We start from the raw sequence: 17770 nt of genomic DNA on the forward strand, positions 1-17770 counted from the left end.
GGTTCCGCCCCAGGCCGTGTCCGGCCTTGTGGTGCGCCCCATTTTGACCCCCAACAAGGCCCCCATGAGTGCATTTCTGGAAGAAACAGTTTTAAGCGTACACCACTGGACAGACCGCTTGTTCAGCTTCACCACCACGCGGGACCCGGCGCTGCGTTTTTCGAACGGCCACTTCACCATGATTGGATTGATGCAGGACAACGGCAAGCCGCTGCTGCGCGCCTATTCCATCGTCAGCGCCAATTACGAGGAACACCTTGAGTTCTTGAGCATCAAGGTGCAAGACGGCCCGCTCACCTCGCGGCTGCAGCACATCCAGGTCGGCGACAAGATTGTGGTGGGCCGCAAGCCCACGGGGACCTTGCTGATTGACTACCTCCTGCCTGGCAAAAACCTGTACCTGCTGGGCAGCGGCACCGGGCTTGCGCCTTTCTTGAGCGTGGTGCGCGATCCTGAGACCTACGAAAAGTTTGAAAAAGTCATCGTGGTGCACGGCGTGCGCGAGGTCAAAGAACTGGCCTACTACGACTACTTCAAAACCGAGCTGCCGCAGCACGAGTTCCTGGGTGAGATGGTCACCAAGCAGATGCTCTACTACCCGACCGTCACCCGCGAAGCCTTTGAGCACCAGGGCCGCATCACCACGCTGATTGAATCGAACAAGCTGCCCGCTGACCTGGGCCTGCCGCCGCTGGACCCGGCTGTTGACCGCATCATGATTTGCGGCAGCCCCGGCCTGAATAAAGACATGCGCGAAATCCTCGACGCCAAAGGCTTCAAGGAAGGCAACACCACCACGCCGGGCGACTACGTGGTGGAGCGTGCGTTCGTCGAGCAATAAGACGATGGGCTCGGGTGAGCCGCCTCGACGGATGAAAGGCCTGCTTGCAGGCCTTTTTTATGCCTGGCGGGTGTGGCGGGCGCGGTGCCGCTGTACCTCGGGCGAGCGAAGCGCGCGGTGCTTGGTCACCCGCCCGGCCATGCGTTTGCGCCACATGCGGAACGAGCTGGGCTTCATGTGGGAGCGCATCAAGGCAATCACGCCCGATTCATTCAAACCGAATTGCACCTCGATGGACTCGAACGGCGTGCGGTCCTCCCACGCCATCTCGACGATGCGGGAAACGTCTGCGTCGGTAAGCGTCATGCGACCTGACTGCCTGACAGCAGGCTCAGGGCCGCCACCACACTCAGGTGCAGCCGCATACCCAGCCATGCGCCCAAACCATAGGCCGGGTAGATGCGCCGATCTACCGCCAGACAAATGCCCAGCAGCAGGGCCACCGTGACCAGCCCTTGCGATACGGGCATCAGCAATGCCACCCACGCCACCAGGCTGGGAAACACCCCCCACAAAAACGGACCCGCTTGCAGCGCGAGCGGCCCGCGCATCGCCAGGCCCCAGTGGATCGCGCCCAGGAAGCTGGCAATCGCTGCTCCGTAGGCCAGCAGGGCAAAGGCCGCCTGCCCACGGTAGGCCGCCGGCGCCATCCAGGCAGCCGCGGCCAGCGCGACGAAGGGAATCAAACCGGCATAACCCAGTGCTGCCGCCCAGCGGGGCAGGGGAGCGTCTTGCAGCGGAGTATTGGGCAGTGTTTCGGGCAGTGTGCTCATGGTGTATCGCCTGATCCTGACCCGGCATCTGCCCATCCACCGGCAGACCCTAGGGCCGACCCAGGGGCCGCATCTGACAGCGCATCTAAGGGCGGGCGGCACATGGCGGTGCCGTTCCATTGCTGGCCGCACCAGCACAGTCCCTCTGCGTTGATGATGCAGGTGCCGGTGCCGGTGCCGCAGCAGCGTTCGTCGTCTTCCATGGGGTGTCCTGAATATCCGTGTGAAACAAAATCGTGGGCCGCTGTGGCAGCATCCGTGGCTTCAATTTTGCTGGAATCAGCACCGCCCGTTTGCGGGGGGGCTTTTTCCCTGACTTCAGAAAGCCAGTTCACCATGTCCGCTCTCAATGTTTTAGGCACTGCGCTACAGGCCTGCTCGTACGACCCGCTGACAGGTTATTTTCGCGACGGTTGCTGCAACACCGATGCGCACGATCACGGCACCCATGTGGTGTGCGCCAAGGTCACCGCCGAGTTCCTTGCGTACTCTCTGAAGCGCGGGAACGATCTGGTCACCCCCCGGCCGGAGTACCGCTTTTCCGGTCTGCGCCCCGGGGACCGCTGGTGCCTGTGCGTCAACCGTTGGCTGGAGGCGCTGGAGGCCGGCGTCGCGCCGCCGGTGCATCTGGAGGCCACCAACGCCCATGCACTCGAGCGTGTGGGCCTCGATCAGCTAAAGGAATACGCGCTCTAGGTCGGTGCGCTGCCGCACACCGCGATGTGTGTTCCTAGGCATACTGGGGGCATGAAAAACAAACTTCTTCTGGTGTGTCTGGGCTTGGTGTGGGGTTTGGACCCGGGCTGGGTTCATGCGGGGCAACCCGCCGTGCCGGCGCCACTCCAGCCGGTTGAAAGCATCGAGCTGCCTCGCTACATGGGCACCTGGTACGAGATTGCCAAGTACCCCAACAGCTTTCAGAAAAAATGCTTCCGCAACACCCGTGCGGACTACCAGGCGCAGCCCGATGGCACGGTCCGGGTGCTCAACCGCTGCGTGACCGCGGACGGACAGACCACCGAGGCGGTGGGCTCCGCACGCCAACCGGGGCCTGCCAGCTCGCCCAAGCTGGAGGTGCGCTTTGCACCGTCGTGGTTGTCGTTTCTGCCGTTTGTCTGGGGCGATTACTGGGTGATTGACATCGACCCGCAGTACCGTCTGGTGGCGGTGAGCGAGCCCAAGCGAGAGTACCTGTGGATCCTGTCCCGCACCTCGCGGGTGGACTACGCGGTCTACCAGGCGCTGTTGGGCCGCCTGGCGCAGCGCGGGTTTGATATTGAGCGACTCGAGTCGAGCCCGCAGGACTAGCGAGCGGGCGGCGAACACGCCTGCAGGCGCAACCCAAGCCGGCCGGCGCGCCTTAATCCGGTAGCCGAGCTTCCAGCCGGTAGGCCGGCAGGCCCGCGAGCATGCGCTTGCCGTAGCTGGTTTGGGTGAGCCGCTTGTCGTAGCAGATCACGCGGGCGAGGTCTTCTTCGGTGCGGATGGCGCGGCCTGTCCATTGCAGGAGTTTCACGCCGGTGGCCGGAATCACCAGCTCGTTGAACGGGTCGCGGCCCACGCTGCGCAGCCATTCGGCGCGGGCTTCGTCCACCGGGTCGCTGGGCGGCGCAAAAGGCAACTTGGCAATAAACACCGTCTCGCACAGCGCGCCAGGCAGGTCCAGACCTTCACCAAAGCTCTGCAGCCCGAACAACACCGAGGGCAGTCCGCCCTCAACCCGCTCGGCATGTGCGGCCAAAAGACGCGTGCGCGACTGCGTGCCCTGCACCAGCACCATGTCCATCATGTGGCCGGGCAGCGCCTCGGTGGCAGCGCGCATCTGGGCGCGGCTGGTAAAAAGCACCAGCGCACCGCGGCGGACTTGCTCAATGTCGTCCATCAGCGCGCGCACCATCTCGGCGGTGTAGGCGTCTGCGTGTTTGGGGTCGGCCCGGGTGTGCACCACCGTCAGGCTGCCCTGCTTGGCGTAGTTGAAGGGGCTGGCCACCTCGATGGCAGAGACGTAGTTTTTGTTGGACAGGCCGGCTTCCTTCAGGAAGTAGTCGAAGCTGCCGCAGCTGGTGAGCGACGCGCTGGTCACAATCGCTCCGCGCACCTGGCTCCACAAAAATTGCCGCAACAGGTCGCCCGGCACGATGGGGCAGGCATGCGCGGTCAGGGTGAGGTAGCCGTTGTCGCTTTCGGCCTGCAGCCATTTGGCCAGCGGCTGTTCGCCATGTTCGAGCAGTAAGTTGGCGGTGCTCACCAGGCTGCCAAGGCGCGGCGCAATGCCACCGAGCTGCGCATACAGCTGCGCGCACAACACGGCCTGAGACGGATCGTCTTTGGCGATGGCTTTCACCGCCACACCCAGCTCCTCGAGTGCTTTGGACAATCCCGTGGCCTGTGCCTGAATCTGGCGCACCGGCTCATGCAGGGCTTCGGGCAAGGCGCCGTTGGCAAACCGCAAGGTGCCGTCGTTGCCCTCGCCGCGCGCGTTCTGCCCGGTGTGGGCCCACACCAGATCCATCGCCATGCGCGCCACCGACGTCAGCGCACCCTTGATCTGGCTGGTCACCGTCTGCACGTCTTCGCCCAAGTGCAGGGCGAGTTTGCCGGCCACTTCGCTCATGGTCTTGGGCACCTTGTCCAGCCAGCGCAGGTTGGACAGGTCCATGCTGCTGGCGAACTGATCGAGCGCAACGGCGGGCAGGTGGTGCCCCTCGTCAAACACCACCAGGCAGTTGTCCAGGTCGGGCAGCGTCTTCATGCCCAGGCTTGCCAGCACCAGATCGTGGTTGGCCACGATGACCTGGGCCTCGGCGAGCCTGGTGCGGGCGTTGTAGTAGCTGCATTCTTTGTAGCGCGGGCAGTGGCGCGCGGTGCAGGTGTGACGCTCGGCTGCCACCGCCGACCAGTCGCGCGGGTCGGGGGTCTCGGCCAGCGTGTCGCGGTCGCCGTCCCAGCTGGCGGTGGCGAGCTGGTGGGCCATGTTCTCTAACAGGGCCTGGCGGCGTTCTTCCATGGCTTCTTGCGACAGGGCGCTGATCTTGGGCCGCGGCCTGTCGTCGCCGGCCAGGTCGTCAAACAAGTCTTCTTCGGCCGCACCGCTGCCCACCAGCCGCTCGAGTTTCACTTTGCAGACATAGCGGCCGCGGCCCTTGGCCAGTGCGAAGGCAAAGGGCTGGTCCATGGCGCGGGCCAGCCCCGGCAGGTCCTTGGTCATCAGCTGCTCTTGCAGCGCCACGGTGGCGGTGCTGATGATGACGCGGGTCTTGCGCTCCAGCGCCATGGCGATGGCGGTGCTGGCGTAGGCCGCGCTCTTGCCCACGCCGGTGCCGGCCTGAATGACCGCAATCGCTTTGGTGGGGTGGGGGTGTTCTCCCAAGGTGGCCTGCGCCAGCGTGGAAGCCACGACCCCGGCCATCTGGTGCTGGCCCGGGCGCCGCCGGAAGCCCGCCGTGCCGCCCACCACCTGGTCAAACGCTGCCAGCGCGTGGCGGGCCAGGGCCGCGCTCTCAGGCGCGAGGGTCGAAAAATCAGAACTCAAAAGTGGTGGCCGAAGTAGGGTGGCGAAGTGGTGGGCGATTAGGGGAGCAGAGGGGAGTCAAAGGGAGCCAAAGGGGCCCAAAGAGGAGCGCTGACTATACCGGCTGGCCCGATAATTCCCCGAATGTCAGCCGCCAGCGCCATCATTGAGTTTCAAGACCCCCAGGCCTCATCAAGCGCCGGCGCCGCACCGAACAGGCTGCTCTTCGGGGCACCTCAGCAGGTGCTGCAGGCCCACAGCGTGGCCGAAGTGCGGCAAGTGCTGGAGCAGGCCGACGCGCTGAGCCGCCAGGGCCTGTGGTGCGTGGGTTTTGTGCGCTACGAGGCCGCGCCCGCCTTTGATGCGGCGCTCCAGGTGCACCCGGCGGACGGCCCCTTGGTCTGGTTCGGGGTGCACGCCCGGCCGCTGCCCGATACCTCCTTGCCCGCCGAAGACCCTACCGACGTGCCCGTCGTCGATCCGGTAGCCGGGCCCGCTCCGCTGGTGCCATGGAGCATGCCGCTGCAGCGCTCCGAATTTGATGCGCAGATAGCGACCATTCATGCCGCCATTGCCGCCGGCGATCTCTACCAGGTGAACTTCACCACCCGGCTGCACGCGCCTTTTGCCGGCAGCCCACTCGCCTTTTACGAGGCCCTTCGGAGGGCGCAGCCGCAGGGTTATGGCGCTTTTATCGACACGGGCCCCGAGCAGGTGTTGTCGGTATCGCCTGAGCTGTTTTTTGACTGGGATGGCCAGCGCATTCTGAGCCGCCCCATGAAAGGCACCGCCCCGCGCGGCGCTACTGCGTCAGAGGATGCGGACCAGGCCAGCCGCCTGCGCAGTAGCGCCAAGGAGCAGGCCGAGAACGTGATGATCGTGGATTTGATCCGCAATGACCTCTCCCGCTTGGCGCAGCCCTTTAGCGTAGAGGTGCCGCGGCTGTTTCACCTCGAGGCCCTGCCCACCGTCTGGCAAATGACCTCGGACGTGGTGGCCCGCACCCGCGCAGGCACCACGCTGTGGGGTGTTTTTGCGGCCCTCTTTCCCTGCGGCTCGGTGACCGGCGCGCCCAAGGTGCAGGCCATGCGCCAGATCCGGTCGCTGGAGCCCGATGCGCGCGGTGTGTACTGCGGTGCGGTGGGGCTGCTGCGGCCCGGCGGGCACGCCACCTTCAATGTGCCCATACGCACCGTCACCCTGCGTGGCGGCACGGCCCGCTGCGGCATTGGCAGCGGCATCACGCATGACGCGCAGAGCGCTGGCGAATGGGCCGAGTGGGCCAACAAGCGCCTGTTTCTGGAGCGGGCCAGCCAGCCGTTTGAGATTCTGGAAACCCTGGCCCTGCGCGATGGCGCCATGCCGCATCAGCCCCTGCATCTGCAGCGCATGGCGCAGGCGGCGACGCATTTTGGCTTTGCCTGGGACGGTGCCGCCGCGCGCGAGGCGCTTGACGGTGTGGCGCAGCAGCACCCCCGTGGCGCCTGGCGGGTGCGCCTGCTTCTGGGGCCGCGCGGTGCCTATGCCGCGCAAGCCTTTGCGCTGCCCGACACGCCGACCCCGGTGCGGCTGCGGCTGGCCGGCAGCCCGCTGCATGAGGCGCACAGCGAATTTGTGCGCTTCAAGACGACCCGCCGCGCCCACTATGACGCGCACTTCAACCCCCACTTCAACCCCCGCCAACTGGGCCCCCGCGACAAGCTCCGGGGGGCGGACGCCAGCGCGGTAAGTGACTGCTTCGACACCCTGCTCTACAACCCGCAGGGCGAGCTGACCGAGTGCACTCGCGGGAACATTGCGCTGCTGCTGGACGGCCGCTGGGTCACGCCGCCCTTGTCGTGCGGGCTGCTGCCGGGGGTTGGGCGCGCGCTGCTGCTGCAGAGCGGGGCATTGCAGGAGCGGGTGGTGCGTCTGGACGAGCTGCCACAGGCGCAGGGGCTGGCCTTCATCAACAGCCTGCGTGGCTGGCTGGACGCGGTTTTGCTACCAAATGAATAGCTGCTCGCGCAATAGTAGCGGGCGTTACAGCGCTATTTGATGCTTTTTTTGGTCAATCTCTGCAAGCGGCAGCAAATTGCGCCGGCTCTCAAAGTGCCGGTTTTGGCCGGTGAGCGGGTCAATAAATTCCAGGCTGCGCGCCAGCAGCTGCAAGGGGCGGCTGTAGTCGTTGGCGCCCTCCGGCGTCAGGGTCGGGTAAATGCCGTCAAACAGCAGCGGTAGCCCCAGCGCGTTCATGTGCACCCGCAGCTGGTGGCGCTGGCCGGTGAGCGGGCGCAGCGCGTAGCGCGCCAGATTGCCGTGCACCTCCAGTGGCGCAATCTCGGTAATGGCATTGACCCCGCCGGCCCCCCCGTCCTGCGTTTCGCCCACCTCGGCCTGCTGCATGAAGTGTGCTGCGGGCCCGATGCCGCTCTCGCGGCGCATCGGCCAGGGCAGGGCGGGGTTCCAGGGGGCGATGCATTCGTACACCTTGCCCACCTGCCGCTGCCGGAACAGGGCCTGGTAGGCATTGCGGTCCACCGCCCGCACCGAAAACAGCACCAGCCCGGCGGTGTCCTTGTCGATACGGTGAATCGGCGAGAGCTCCGGCAGGCCCAGCCGCTCTTGAAGACGCACAAGCAATGTCTCGCGCAGGTGCTTGCCGCTGGGCACCACCGGCAGGAAGTGCGGCTTGTCGGCCACCAGCAGGTGCGCGTCCTGCCAGAGCACTTCTTCGGTAAACGGAATCAGCGCCTCGTCGGGCACGGTGCGGTAGTAATACAGGCGCCGCCCGGCGGTGGCGGGGTCGGTGGTGCGGGCGCGCTCGCCGGAGTCGTAGGTGATGTCGCCGGCCTGAAAACGGGCCTGCCATACGGCAGCGGGTACCGCGGCAAAGCGCGCAACAAAAAAATCCAGCAGGCAGGAGCCGCCGCCCGGGGTGACCACCACCACGCTGGGCCGCACACCGTGGCGCGAAGCCGGGGCTGGTGGCTGGAGGCGGGGCGGCAAAGTGCGCCTACACCCGCTCGAACACCAGGTCCCACACGCCGTGGCCGAGTTTGATGCCGCGGTGTTCGAACTTGGTAAGCGGGCGGTAGTGGGGCTTGGGCGCGTAGCCGGCGAGCTCGGGGTGGGTGAGCAGGGCGCGGTTGCGCAGGCTGGGCTCGTCGCTGAGCACTTGCAAAATCTGCTCGGCGTAGGGCTGCCAGTCGGTGGCGGCGTGCAGGTAGCCGCCCACCTTGAGGCGCGCCGCCAGCTTGGCCACCAGCGGCGACTGGATCAGCCTGCGCTTGTTGTGCTTGGTTTTGTGCCAAGGGTCGGGAAAGAAGATGTGCACGCCGTCCAGGCAGGCCGGCGGCAGCATGTGGTTAATCACCTCAACCGCGTCGTGGTTGCAGATGCGGATGTTGCGGATGTCGTTCTCGCCAATGCGTTTGAGCAGCGCGCCCACACCGGGCTCGTGCACTTCACAGCACAAAAAACGGGTGTCGGGCAGCGTCAGCGCAATCTTGGCGGTGGCCTCGCCCATGCCGAAGCCGATCTCCAACACCACCGGCCCGGGCACCGCAGGAGCCACCGGAGCAGGCAGCGGCTCGCATGAAGCGCTGTTTTTGGCATCATTTTGGGCTCTATCGCCCGCTGACATTGCGAAGAGTGCTTCAAAATCAATAGCAGATGCCTGGTAGGGCACCAGAAACTTCGGGCCCAGCTCGGCCATGGCCCGCTCCTGCCCGCCACCCATGCGGCCGGCGCGCTTTACAAAGCTGCGGATGGTGCGCATGAACGGCTTGCCGCCCTCTTTTGGTGCAGCTGCGTCGGTGGGCGGGAGTTCGTCGGGGGCGGGGGTGGTTGTCATGGAGCTCAGGGAATGGTGGCGCATTGTAGGCAGGGTGGTGTCGGGCGCGACCTACTTTGCGACGTCCGGTGCCGATTCCGGATTCCACACATTTCCTAAATAGCAACAAATTTCATCAATTTGTGTTTAGAATTTCTGACTGCGCTTCAGGGCGCGTCCGCCGGATCCAGCGCGCACCGCTTTGGGGCTTTGACGGGCAGCGAGCGGTAGTTGCCGTGGTCGCATTTAAGGAGTGAGGCAATGTTCAAGTCTTTGCGTTTTGTGTTGAGCCTGCTGGGCACGATTGGCGTGCTGGCTTCCGTGCTGGTAGCGGTACAAGGGTATTTCTTCGTCAACAAGATGGACAGCGCCGCGTATCAGGTGTTCGTGGCCAAAGACGTGGTGGCGGATATTTTGCCCCCGCCGCTGTACCTGATTGAGGCGCGCCTCGTGCTGTCTCTGGTGATTGACGGCAGCCTGTCTGCGGCCGATGGCCAAAAGCGCTTTGAAGTGCTCGCCAAAGAGTACGCCGACCGTGTGGAATATTGGAAAAAGACGCCCTCCTTTGGCTTGGATGCCAAGCTGCTGGGCGCTCAACACACCGCGGGCCAGACCTTTCTGGCCGCTGCGCGCAGCAAAGTGGTGGAGCCCGCAGTTGCCGGCCAGCTCGACGCTGCCAAGGCCAACTTGCCGGCAGTCCACGCTGTGTACCTGGAGCACCGCAATGGCGTGGACGCAACAGTCGTCCAGGCCAATCAGTTCGCAGAAACGTCCATCAAAGACAACGATCGCGCGCACGATCTCAGCACCAACGTCATGCTCTTGACCGCGATTGTGGCCGGATTGCTGGTGTATGCGGTGTACCGCTTTGTGGTGGCCAGCATCCAGAAGCCGGTGCATGCCAGCACCGACGCTGCCAAGCTGATTGCCACCGGTGATCTGGTAAGCCGTGTGCAAATGGACGAAGGCCGCACCGACAGCCTGGGCGTGCTGCAAGACGCGCTGCAGACCATGCGCGCTGATTTGAACGCCACCGTGAGCTCGGTGCGCACCATCGCCAACGGCGTGGCGACCGCCAGCGCCGAAATCTCCCAAGGCAACCAGGATCTGTCCGCACGCACCGAAAGCCAGGCCAGCGCGCTGGAAGAAACCGCCGCCTCGATGGAGCAGCTGACCGCAGCCGTAGGCCAAAACGCCGATTCCGCCCGTCAGGCCGACCAACTGGCCAAGAACGCAGCCGAAGTCGCCCAGCGCGGCGGTGCGGCCGTGTCTGAGGTGGTTAACACCATCAAGGGCATTAATGAATCGTCGCGCCAGATCGCCGGCATCGTCAGCGTGATTGAAGGCATCGCCTTCCAGACCAATATTCTGGCTCTGAACGCTGCGGTAGAAGCTGCCCGCGCCGGCGAGCAAGGTCGTGGCTTTGCAGTGGTGGCCTCGGAAGTCCGCTCCCTGGCCGGCCGCTCGGCTGAAGCCGCCAAGGAAATCAAGATCTTGATCGAAGCCAGCGTGGACCGCGTCTCCCGCGGTGCCGAACTGGCCGACACCGCCGGCACCACCATGGTCGACATGGTGCAGGCCACACGCCGGGTGAGCGACATCCTGGGCGAAATCAACGCCGCCAGCCGCGAACAGTCCAGCGGTATTGCGCAGGTGGGTGAGGCGGTCACGCAGATGGATCAGGTCACCCAGCAAAACGCAGCCCTGGTCGAGCAAATGGCCGCTGCGGCTTCCAGCCTCAAGACCCAGGCCGACGAGCTGGTGCAAGCGATGGCGCATTTCAACGCGGTTGATGCAACCTACACCACCTCGTCCAGCAGCTCCGGCCGTGGCAGCGCACCGGCCATCGGCGGCACGAACCAGCCCGCCTTGGGCAACCGCACCCAGCAAGCCATCGGTAGCAACAAGCCCTCGGCCAGCCAGGCCGGCAAAAAGGCCTTGGGCAACGACGGCAAGCGCCTGATGCTGAGCTAAGCCTTCGGCGGGGCGCTCAGGCGCCCCACACGCTGCGCCACTGCGCCACCCAGGTGGCCAGTGCATCCGCGGTGTTTCCCTTCACCTCTCCCAGCCCCAACGCCGTTGCCGCTTCCTGCAAAGCGGCCAGCGGGTCGCGCAGGTCCAGCGCCTGGGCGCCGTTTTGCTTGCTCAGTTTTTCGCCGTCGGGGCCGCGCACCAGTGGGGTATGCAGATAAATGGGTGTGAGCATGCCGAGTGCGGCCTGCAGGGCGATTTGGCGCACGGTGTTGTCGGCCAGGTCCTCGCCCCGCACCACATGGGTCACGCTCTGCGCCGCGTCGTCCACCACCACCGCCAGCTGGTAGGCCCACAGCCCGTCTGCGCGCAGCAGCACAAAGTCGCCCACCTCAGCTTCGAGCTGCTGCTGTTGCGGCCCCAGCCGACGGTCGCTCCAGTGCCAGGCCGGGTTGCTCGAGCGTGAGGCCAGGTCGGTGCGAAACCGCCAGGCCGGGCCCGGCCGTCTCGCGGCAGAGTTTTCCTGCGCCACACCTTGCCTGCAGGTGCCGGGGTAAATGAGTTCGCCATGGCGGGGTCTGCTGCTGCCGGCAGCGGCCAGCGCCTGGGCAATGTCTTTGCGCGAGCAGGTGCAGGGGTAGGCCATGCCGGCCACTTGCAGCGCGGTCAAGGCCAGCTGGTAGTGGCTGCTGCGCGCGCTTTGCCACAAGGGGGGCTCATCGGGCTGCAGGCCGCAGGCGGCGAGCTGCTGCAGGATGAAGGCGTCAGCGCCGCTCACGCAGCGCGGCGTGTCCAGGTCTTCGATGCGCACCAGCCAGCGGCCGCTGTGGGCGCGGGCGTCGAGCCAGCTGGCCAGGGCTGCAAGCAAAGAGCCCGCATGCAGCGGGCCCGTGGGGGAGGGGGCAAAGCGCCCGGTGTACCCCGGCGTCACGCCACTTTCAGTGCCATTTCCAGGCCCGAGACAAAGGCGTCTTCGACGCGGTGGCCGATGCACCAGTCGCCGCACAGGCCGATGCGGGCCTTGGCGTCCCACAGGTAGGCGTCGCCCAGCGGGGTCTCGGTTTTGGCGTAAAGCCAGCGGTGCATTTGCACCAGCGCGGGCTCGGCGTAGATGCCGGAAATCTCGGAAAACGCCTTCATCATCTTGGCCTGCACCCGCTCGGGGCTGTCGTGCAAGTGCTCTTGCGACCAGGCGGCGCTGGCCTGCACCGTCCAGCGCTCTACCTTGCCGCGCCCGGGCTTGCTCGACTCGCGCGCCAGCCATGCAATGCGGTGGTGGGTGCTGCGGGCGGCATTCCAGTGCGGGCCGAGGGTGGTCAGGCCGGGCTGCACCGCCTGCGGGTAGGCCAGCATCATGGTCCAGCACGGGGCCACCGTGACCTTGTTGAGCTTCTTGGCCAATGGCGCGCCTTTGGGCGTTGTGGCCAGCAGCTCCTGCGCCTGCGGGTGCGGTATGGCCAGCAGCACCGCATCAAAGCCGCTGTGCACATGGGTGCTGCCGCCTTCGCCCTCGGTGCGCAGCTGCCACAGGTTGATGTTGATGGCGTCTTGCTCAATGGCGGCCACGCGGGTGTTCACCAGCAAACGACCGGCCTCCGCCAGAGGATGGGCCCAGGCGCGCACCAGCGCATTCATGCCCGGGGTAGGCACCCAGTGCGCATCCCGCCCGGGCAGGGCGGCCGCAGCCACGCGACCGTGCGAGTCCAGCAGGCGCACCGAGTTCGCGCTCCAGGGGCGGCACATGCCCGGTGTGGTTTGCAGGGCCCGGGTGAAGCGCTCGTCGCGCACGGTGAAGTACTGCGCGCCGTGGTCAAAGGTGCCGAAGGCGCTCTCGCGGGTCGACATGCGGCCGCCGGCGGCGCGGCTTTTTTCAAACACAGTGACCTGGTGGCCGGCCTGGGCCAGCGTACGCGCACAGGTGATGGCCGCCATGCCGGCGCCCACGATGGCAATGTGTCGGGAAGTGGTCATGGGCGCAGACTCCTGTGGTGTGAATGGCCTCTTTATACACGCTGGTGCAGCGCAAAATTGTTTACGCGCTGCGGTGTTCCTCCACCAGTGCGCTGCGGGTGGTTTCGCTCTCCAGCTGTTGCAGCCACCAGGCCAGCGCCTGCCCTTGGTGGATGGTCTTGGTCTGCCGCCATGCGTAGTGCAGCGGTACGGTGCGCTGGGGCCGCTCGGTTTTTTTAACCACCAGCCGGCCGGTGCTGATGTAGCTCTCGGCCATGCTGCGCGGCAGGTTGCCTCCGCCGAGTCCGCGCAGCTGGGCGTCCAGCTTGGCCTGCATGGTGGGCACGGTGAAAACATCCTGTCCGCTGAGCAGGCCGTAGGTCTGGCCGTTGCCGCGCTGCACCGAGTCGGCCACCGCCACCGCGCGGTGTTTTTGAATCAGCTCGTCGCTGAGCGGCTCGGCAACCCGGGCCAGCGGGTGGTGAGGGGCCACCGCAAACACAAAGGGAATGATGCCCAGCGGTTTGCTGTGGACGCCGGCCGTGCGGGCCGAGTCCGGGCCCACACCCAGCGCCAGGTCGGCCTGCCCGCTGGTGAGCGCCTCCAGCGTGCCGGAGAGGGTCTCCTCGCGGATGCGGATACGAGTGGGCGGCGCGAGGCTGAAAAAGCTTTCGCACAGCTCCATCACTACCGGCTTGGAAATCACCGTGTCCACCGCAATGGTGAGCTGCGGCTCCCAGCCGGTGGCTACACGCTTGACGCGGTTGGCCACCGCGTCAATTTCCTCCAGCAGGCGCGCGCCTTCGCGCAGCAGCTCGGCGCCGGCGGCGGTGAGCCGGGCCTGGCGGGAGCTGCGGTCATAGAGCAGAACGTCCAGCGCATCCTCAATCTGGCGTACCCGGTAGGTCAGGGCGCTGGGCACCATGCCCATTTCGCGGGCCGCGGCCGCAAAGCTGCCCGCCTTGGCAATGCTTTGCAGCATGGCCAGCGCATCGGGGGTCAAAAAGTCGCGTGCAGTTTGCATGGTCGGGGCCCTTTAATTGAGTTTTTTTGAATGATGCCATCAAACACCATGCAAGCCTTCCCGCCTCGCCCGCCCTAAAGTTCAGGCCATCGCAACCCGGAGGCTCGCACATGTTGACCATTCGTAAATCGCAAGACCGCGGCTATGCCGACCATGGCTGGCTCAAGTCGTTCCACAGCTTTTCGTTTGCCGGCTATTACGACCCCGCCCACATGGGCTGGGGCAACCTGCGCGTCATCAACGAAGACCGCATCGCGCCCGGAACCGGCTTCGGCACCCACGGCCACCGCGATATGGAGATCATCAGCTACGTCATGTCGGGCAATCTGGCCCACAAAGACAGCATGGGCAACGTGAAGGGAATCCCTCCCGGCGACGTGCAGCGCATGAGCGCTGGCAGCGGCGTCATGCACAGTGAGTTCAACCACGCGCCAAACGACACAACCCATTTCTTCCAGATCTGGATCGAGCCCAACGTCACCGGCATTCCCCCCAGCTACGAGCAAAAAACCTTTGCGGCTTCCGACAAGCAGGGCACCCTGAAGCTGGTGGCCTCTAACGATGGCGCCGAGGGTAGCGTGGTGATTCACGCCGACGCCAAGCTGTACAGCGGTCTGCTCGATGGCCAGCAGGCGGCCAGCGTTGCGCTGGACCCTGCCCGCAAAGGCTATGTGCAGGTGCTGCGGGGTGCGGTGTCTGTCAACGGGCAAGCCTTGCAAGCCGGCGATGCGGCATTGCTCAGCGGTGAAGCCGCAGTGGCTTTGTCCAACGGGCAGGACGCCGAAGTGCTGGTCTTTGACCTGGCCGCCTGATTTTTTCCCCGCGGTGCGCGCAGCCAGTGCGCGCCGCCTTTTTAGCCCTCTTAGGAGTTATCTCATGGCAAAAGTAGCAGTGGTTTTTCATTCCGGTTACGGTCACACCCAACGCGTGGCGCAATTCGTGGCCGAAGGTGCCAGCGCCGAGCTGATCACCATCGACGCCAATGGCGACATCACCGATGACCAATGGACCACTCTGGATGCCGCTGACGCCGTTATCTTCGGCTCGCCCACCTACATGGGCATGGCCTCCTGGCAGTTCAAGAAGTTTGCCGATGCGTCGAGCAAGCGTTGGTTCACCACCGCCTGGAAAGACAAAGTGGCCGGCGGCTTCACCATCTCTGCCAGCCCCAGCGGGGACAAGCTGTCCACCCTCCAGTATTTCATCACCCTGTCCCAGCAGCACGGCATGATCTGGGTCGGTCAGCCCGCCATGAACGACGGCACCATCAACCGCATCGGTTCCAACTCCGGCGTGATGGCCCAAGTCGGCCCCACCAGCCCTGCGGAAGACATTCCGCAAGGCGACCTGGACACCGCAAAGGCTTACGGCCAGCGCATCGCAGCCATCACCGCCAAGTTCAAGGCTTAATCCGGTACTCCGGTTCTCCGGCAGTAAAAAGCCCGCATCAGCGGGTTTTTTTTTATGCTTCGGGGGCTTCGCCGGCGGGTCCGTCGTCGGCGGGCGGGGTGGCGTCGTCAATACGGCCCGTGGGCAATACCGCGGCTCCCATGTCCACCGGGCCATCGGCGCCCATGGCCACGGTGGGCGAGAGTTGCAGGGGCACCAGCTTGTTGACCCGCTCAATGATCTGCTTGGCCTCAAATGGCTTGGTCAGGTAGTCGCGCACACCCATGCGGGCAATCGCCACTACGGTTTCTGCCGTCTTGTTGGCGGTCAGCATCATCACCTTGGTCTTCTTGAGCAAGCCTTCTTCTTTCATGGCCTGGAGCACGTCCATGCCATTCATGCCGGGCATGTTGTAGTCCAGAATCACCAGGGCCGGGTTGTATTTGTCCATCATCTTCATGGCAATCATGCCGTTCTCGGCCTCGTACAAATTGCACTCGTAGCCGGCCAGCGAACGGGCTACCGCCCTGCGGACCATGCCACTGTCATCGACGATCAGGATGTTGGGATTCATGGTGAGTTTCCTTGTCTAAGGGGAATTAAATAAGGTAATCAGGAGCCTTCGGCACTCGAGCCGGTAGTGAGCCTTACCAGGCGCGAGGCCTTGGTGATGAGGTCGTCCGCCTGGAACGGCTTGGGCACATATTCATTCACGCCGGCACGCGCCATGGATACCACCAAGTCGGACTGTACGGCTGAGGTCAGCATCAAAACCTTCACGCCATCCAGCGCTGAGTCCGCACGAATCTCGCGCATAAATTCCAGCCCGTCCATCAGGGGCATGTTGTAGTCCAACACGATCAGGTCGGGTTGCACCTTGTGGGTCATTGTCAGCGCGGCCCGACCATCCGCTGCTTCAAACAGTTGGCAGTCATACCACTTGAATGCGGTTTTGACCGCCTTGCGGGCCATGCTGCTGTCGTCAACGATAAGAATTTTGAGAGTCATAGGAGCGTCTTTAAATAGGAGGAGGGGGTGCAGCCGGCGTCGCAGTGTCGCTCGTCGCGGGGGCAGGTGCTTCGGCCTTAGGTACCAGTGACACCAGCCGCGCCGCCTTGGTAACCAAGGTCTCGGCTTCAAAAGGTTTGGTGATGTAGTCCCGCACCCCGAGCCTGCCCACGGCAGCTACCGTTTCCGGGTTCGAGTTGGCGGTCAGCATGATGACCTTGGTCCGCTTGAGCTGGGGGTCAGCGCGCAGGGCGACGAGCATTTCCAGTCCGTTCATCACCGGCATGTTGTAGTCCAGCACGATCAGGTCGGGCGGCGTTTGGCCCGCCGATTCCAGCGCGATTTGCCCGTTCTCGGCTTCCACCACGTCGCAGGCAAAGGGCGCAAACGCACGGCGCACCGCTTTGCGCACCATGCCGCTGTCGTCGACGCTAAGAATACGTACGCTCATGGCTCGAGACGCAGCGCCAGGTTAAGAACCAGTGGCAGGCCTGCGCAGTGCCACACGCCCTTGTATTCGGGGTTGTCCAGCAGCGTGGTGTTCCAGTCGCCCGAGCCTTGCTGGACTTCTGGCACGCTCAGGTCGTTGGAATAGCCGCCTTTAGAGAGTGCCTGCCCGATCTGGCCCGCCAGCATGTTGCAGATTTCGCCGGCCACATCGGCCTTGTCCTCGGCGGCAATGTCATCGTCTTCGCTGCCGCCCACCATGAGTGCCACCAGCTTGTTGGCCAGAGCGTCGGGCATGGCCAGGCTCAGGTTGCCCTGCACGCGGCTGCCTGTGATGTGCACTGTGCCCGCGAGGTGCGAGGCATAGCCCTCGATGACAGGGCTGGGTTTGCTCACCGGCTCGGCGTCCAGTCCGAATTGAACGCGCAACACTTCGGTCACGGCGTTTTCAACAATGGGTCCGGCGGCGATGGGATGCATTTTGTTTCCTGGTTGCGGTTTATTTTGCCAAGGCCTGCACGATGGCATGCGGCATGTGGCTCAAGGGAAGTACCTGCTCGGCCGCGCCCAGCTTAATGGCAGCCTGCGGCATGCCGAAGACGACGCTGGTGCGCTCGTCCTGCGCCATGGTTCTGGCACCGGCGGAGCGCAGCGCCAGCAGGCCGCGGGCGCCGTCTACCCCCATGCCGGTCAGCAAGGCGGCTACTGCATCGCGCCCGGCCAGCTCAGCCGCCGAGCGGAACAAAATGTCCACCGCAGGCCGGCAGTGGTGCACCGGCGGCGACACGGTGAGCTTGACGCGGTAGCCGCGGGCGCTTGGTACCAGCACCAAATGCTTGTTGCCCGGCGCAATCAGGCAGGTGTTGCTCACCAGGTCTTCGCCGTCTTCGGCTTCGCGGACCGGAAACGGGCACAGCTCATCCAGATGCTGGGCCATGGTGCGCGAAAAGTTGGCCGGAATATGCTGCACCACCACCATCGGCGGCAGGCCCTCGGGCAGGTGGGGCAGCAGGTATTTGAGCGCCTCCACGCCGCCGGTGGA

General features: G+C 64.9%; 21 protein-coding genes. 7 read left to right on the plus strand and 14 right to left on the minus strand.

Annotated elements, in window-relative coordinates:
- Positions 1 to 64 precede the first annotated feature (64 nt).
- Positions 65 to 841 carry a ferredoxin--NADP reductase gene (locus Q0O05_RS03175; RefSeq protein WP_293660443.1) on the plus strand — a complete coding sequence of 259 codons (777 nt, stop codon included), beginning with the start codon at positions 65 to 67 and terminating at the stop codon, positions 839 to 841.
- Between the two features lie 57 nt (positions 842 to 898).
- Here Q0O05_RS03175 and Q0O05_RS03180 read toward each other — a convergent pair whose 3' ends face one another.
- From Q0O05_RS03180 to Q0O05_RS03190, 3 genes are read right to left on the minus strand one after another with little or no spacing between them, the layout of a single operon-like run.
- Positions 899 to 1147, minus strand: coding sequence for a TIGR03643 family protein (locus tag Q0O05_RS03180; RefSeq protein ID WP_293660444.1), 249 nt, complete (start codon positions 1145 to 1147; stop codon positions 899 to 901).
- Positions 1144 to 1614: a DUF3429 domain-containing protein gene (locus Q0O05_RS03185; RefSeq protein ID WP_293660445.1), complete on the minus strand. Its 471-nt coding sequence runs from the start codon at positions 1612 to 1614 to the stop codon at positions 1144 to 1146. Before Q0O05_RS03185 ends, Q0O05_RS03180 begins: the two co-directional genes overlap by 4 nt.
- Positions 1611 to 1817, minus strand: a complete 207-nt coding sequence (locus tag Q0O05_RS03190; protein ID WP_293660446.1) for a hypothetical protein — start codon at positions 1815 to 1817, stop codon at positions 1611 to 1613. Before Q0O05_RS03190 ends, Q0O05_RS03185 begins: the two co-directional genes overlap by 4 nt.
- A 133-nt stretch (positions 1818 to 1950) precedes the next feature.
- Here Q0O05_RS03190 and Q0O05_RS03195 point away from each other — a divergent pair, with 133 nt between their 5' ends.
- A complete protein-coding gene (locus Q0O05_RS03195) occupies positions 1951 to 2310 on the plus strand; it encodes a DUF2237 domain-containing protein (protein ID WP_293660447.1) in 360 nt (119 codons plus the stop codon).
- Positions 2311 to 2361: 51 nt separating this feature from the next.
- Positions 2362 to 2922, plus strand: a complete 561-nt coding sequence (locus Q0O05_RS03200; RefSeq protein ID WP_293660448.1) for a lipocalin family protein — start codon at positions 2362 to 2364, stop codon at positions 2920 to 2922.
- Between the two features lie 52 nt (positions 2923 to 2974).
- Here the strand turns inward: Q0O05_RS03200 and dinG are convergent, their stop codons facing one another.
- Positions 2975 to 5146, minus strand: coding sequence for an ATP-dependent DNA helicase DinG (gene dinG / locus Q0O05_RS03205; protein WP_293660449.1), 2172 nt, complete (start codon positions 5144 to 5146; stop codon positions 2975 to 2977).
- Between the two features lie 123 nt (positions 5147 to 5269).
- Between dinG and pabB the strand changes: the two genes are divergently transcribed.
- Positions 5270 to 7123, plus strand: a complete 1854-nt coding sequence (gene pabB, locus Q0O05_RS03210) for an aminodeoxychorismate synthase component I (protein ID WP_293660450.1) — start codon at positions 5270 to 5272, stop codon at positions 7121 to 7123.
- A 24-nt stretch (positions 7124 to 7147) separates the two neighbouring features.
- Here pabB and Q0O05_RS03215 read toward each other — a convergent pair whose 3' ends face one another.
- Both Q0O05_RS03215 and trmB read right to left on the minus strand, forming a co-directional pair.
- Entirely contained in the window at positions 7148 to 8113 is a 966-nt protein-coding gene (locus tag Q0O05_RS03215) for a pseudouridine synthase (RefSeq protein ID WP_293660451.1), read from the minus strand.
- A gap of 7 nt (positions 8114 to 8120) precedes the next feature.
- Positions 8121 to 8885 (minus strand): tRNA (guanosine(46)-N7)-methyltransferase TrmB, encoded by a 765-nt coding sequence (gene trmB, locus Q0O05_RS03220; RefSeq protein ID WP_293660463.1) that lies wholly within the window; start codon positions 8883 to 8885, stop codon positions 8121 to 8123.
- 315 nt (positions 8886 to 9200) lie between these two features.
- Between trmB and Q0O05_RS03225 the strand changes: the two genes are divergently transcribed.
- Positions 9201 to 10913: a methyl-accepting chemotaxis protein gene (locus Q0O05_RS03225; protein WP_293660452.1), complete on the plus strand. Its 1713-nt coding sequence runs from the start codon at positions 9201 to 9203 to the stop codon at positions 10911 to 10913.
- A gap of 16 nt (positions 10914 to 10929) precedes the next feature.
- Here Q0O05_RS03225 and gluQRS read toward each other — a convergent pair whose 3' ends face one another.
- The 3 genes from gluQRS to Q0O05_RS03240 all read right to left on the minus strand — a co-directional run bounded on the left by gluQRS (position 10930) and on the right by Q0O05_RS03240 (position 13884).
- Entirely contained in the window at positions 10930 to 11841 is a 912-nt protein-coding gene (gene gluQRS / locus Q0O05_RS03230; RefSeq protein WP_293660453.1) for a tRNA glutamyl-Q(34) synthetase GluQRS, read from the minus strand.
- Positions 11838 to 12881 carry an FAD-dependent oxidoreductase gene (locus Q0O05_RS03235; protein WP_293660454.1) on the minus strand — a complete coding sequence of 348 codons (1044 nt, stop codon included), beginning with the start codon at positions 12879 to 12881 and terminating at the stop codon, positions 11838 to 11840. The genes gluQRS and Q0O05_RS03235 overlap by 4 nt, the downstream gene beginning before the upstream one ends.
- 61 nt (positions 12882 to 12942) lie before the next feature.
- Positions 12943 to 13884 (minus strand): LysR substrate-binding domain-containing protein, encoded by a 942-nt coding sequence (locus Q0O05_RS03240; RefSeq protein ID WP_293660455.1) that lies wholly within the window; start codon positions 13882 to 13884, stop codon positions 12943 to 12945.
- Between the two features lie 110 nt (positions 13885 to 13994).
- Here Q0O05_RS03240 and Q0O05_RS03245 point away from each other — a divergent pair, with 110 nt between their 5' ends.
- Together Q0O05_RS03245 and Q0O05_RS03250 are read left to right on the plus strand one after the other, a co-directional pair.
- Positions 13995 to 14696 (plus strand): pirin family protein, encoded by a 702-nt coding sequence (locus Q0O05_RS03245; RefSeq protein WP_293660456.1) that lies wholly within the window; start codon positions 13995 to 13997, stop codon positions 14694 to 14696.
- A 64-nt stretch (positions 14697 to 14760) separates the two neighbouring features.
- The gene (locus Q0O05_RS03250; protein ID WP_293660457.1) at positions 14761 to 15294 is read left to right on the plus strand and encodes a flavodoxin family protein; all 534 of its coding nucleotides are present in this window, start codon (positions 14761 to 14763) and stop codon (positions 15292 to 15294) included.
- Positions 15295 to 15346: 52 nt separating this feature from the next.
- On the opposite strand, the gene Q0O05_RS03255 is transcribed toward Q0O05_RS03250, so the two are convergent.
- The 5 genes from Q0O05_RS03255 to Q0O05_RS03275 form a co-directional block, all read right to left on the minus strand.
- Positions 15347 to 15847, minus strand: a complete 501-nt coding sequence (locus tag Q0O05_RS03255) for a response regulator (RefSeq protein WP_293660458.1) — start codon at positions 15845 to 15847, stop codon at positions 15347 to 15349.
- A gap of 38 nt (positions 15848 to 15885) precedes the next feature.
- Complete coding sequence (locus tag Q0O05_RS03260; protein ID WP_293660459.1) at positions 15886 to 16281, minus strand: response regulator; 396 nt, start codon at positions 16279 to 16281, stop codon at positions 15886 to 15888.
- A gap of 10 nt (positions 16282 to 16291) precedes the next feature.
- The gene (locus Q0O05_RS03265; protein WP_293660460.1) at positions 16292 to 16732 is read right to left on the minus strand and encodes a response regulator; all 441 of its coding nucleotides are present in this window, start codon (positions 16730 to 16732) and stop codon (positions 16292 to 16294) included.
- Complete coding sequence (locus Q0O05_RS03270; protein ID WP_293660461.1) at positions 16729 to 17208, minus strand: chemotaxis protein CheX; 480 nt, start codon at positions 17206 to 17208, stop codon at positions 16729 to 16731. The genes Q0O05_RS03265 and Q0O05_RS03270 overlap by 4 nt, the downstream gene beginning before the upstream one ends.
- A gap of 19 nt (positions 17209 to 17227) precedes the next feature.
- On the minus strand, positions 17228 to 17770 hold a 543-nt coding region (locus Q0O05_RS03275; protein ID WP_293660462.1), incomplete at its 5' end, for a CheB methylesterase domain-containing protein.

Origin of the sequence: Rhodoferax sp. OV413 (assembly GCF_945881795.1) — a bacterium.
Taxonomy (GTDB): domain Bacteria; phylum Pseudomonadota; class Gammaproteobacteria; order Burkholderiales; family Burkholderiaceae_C; genus Allorhodoferax.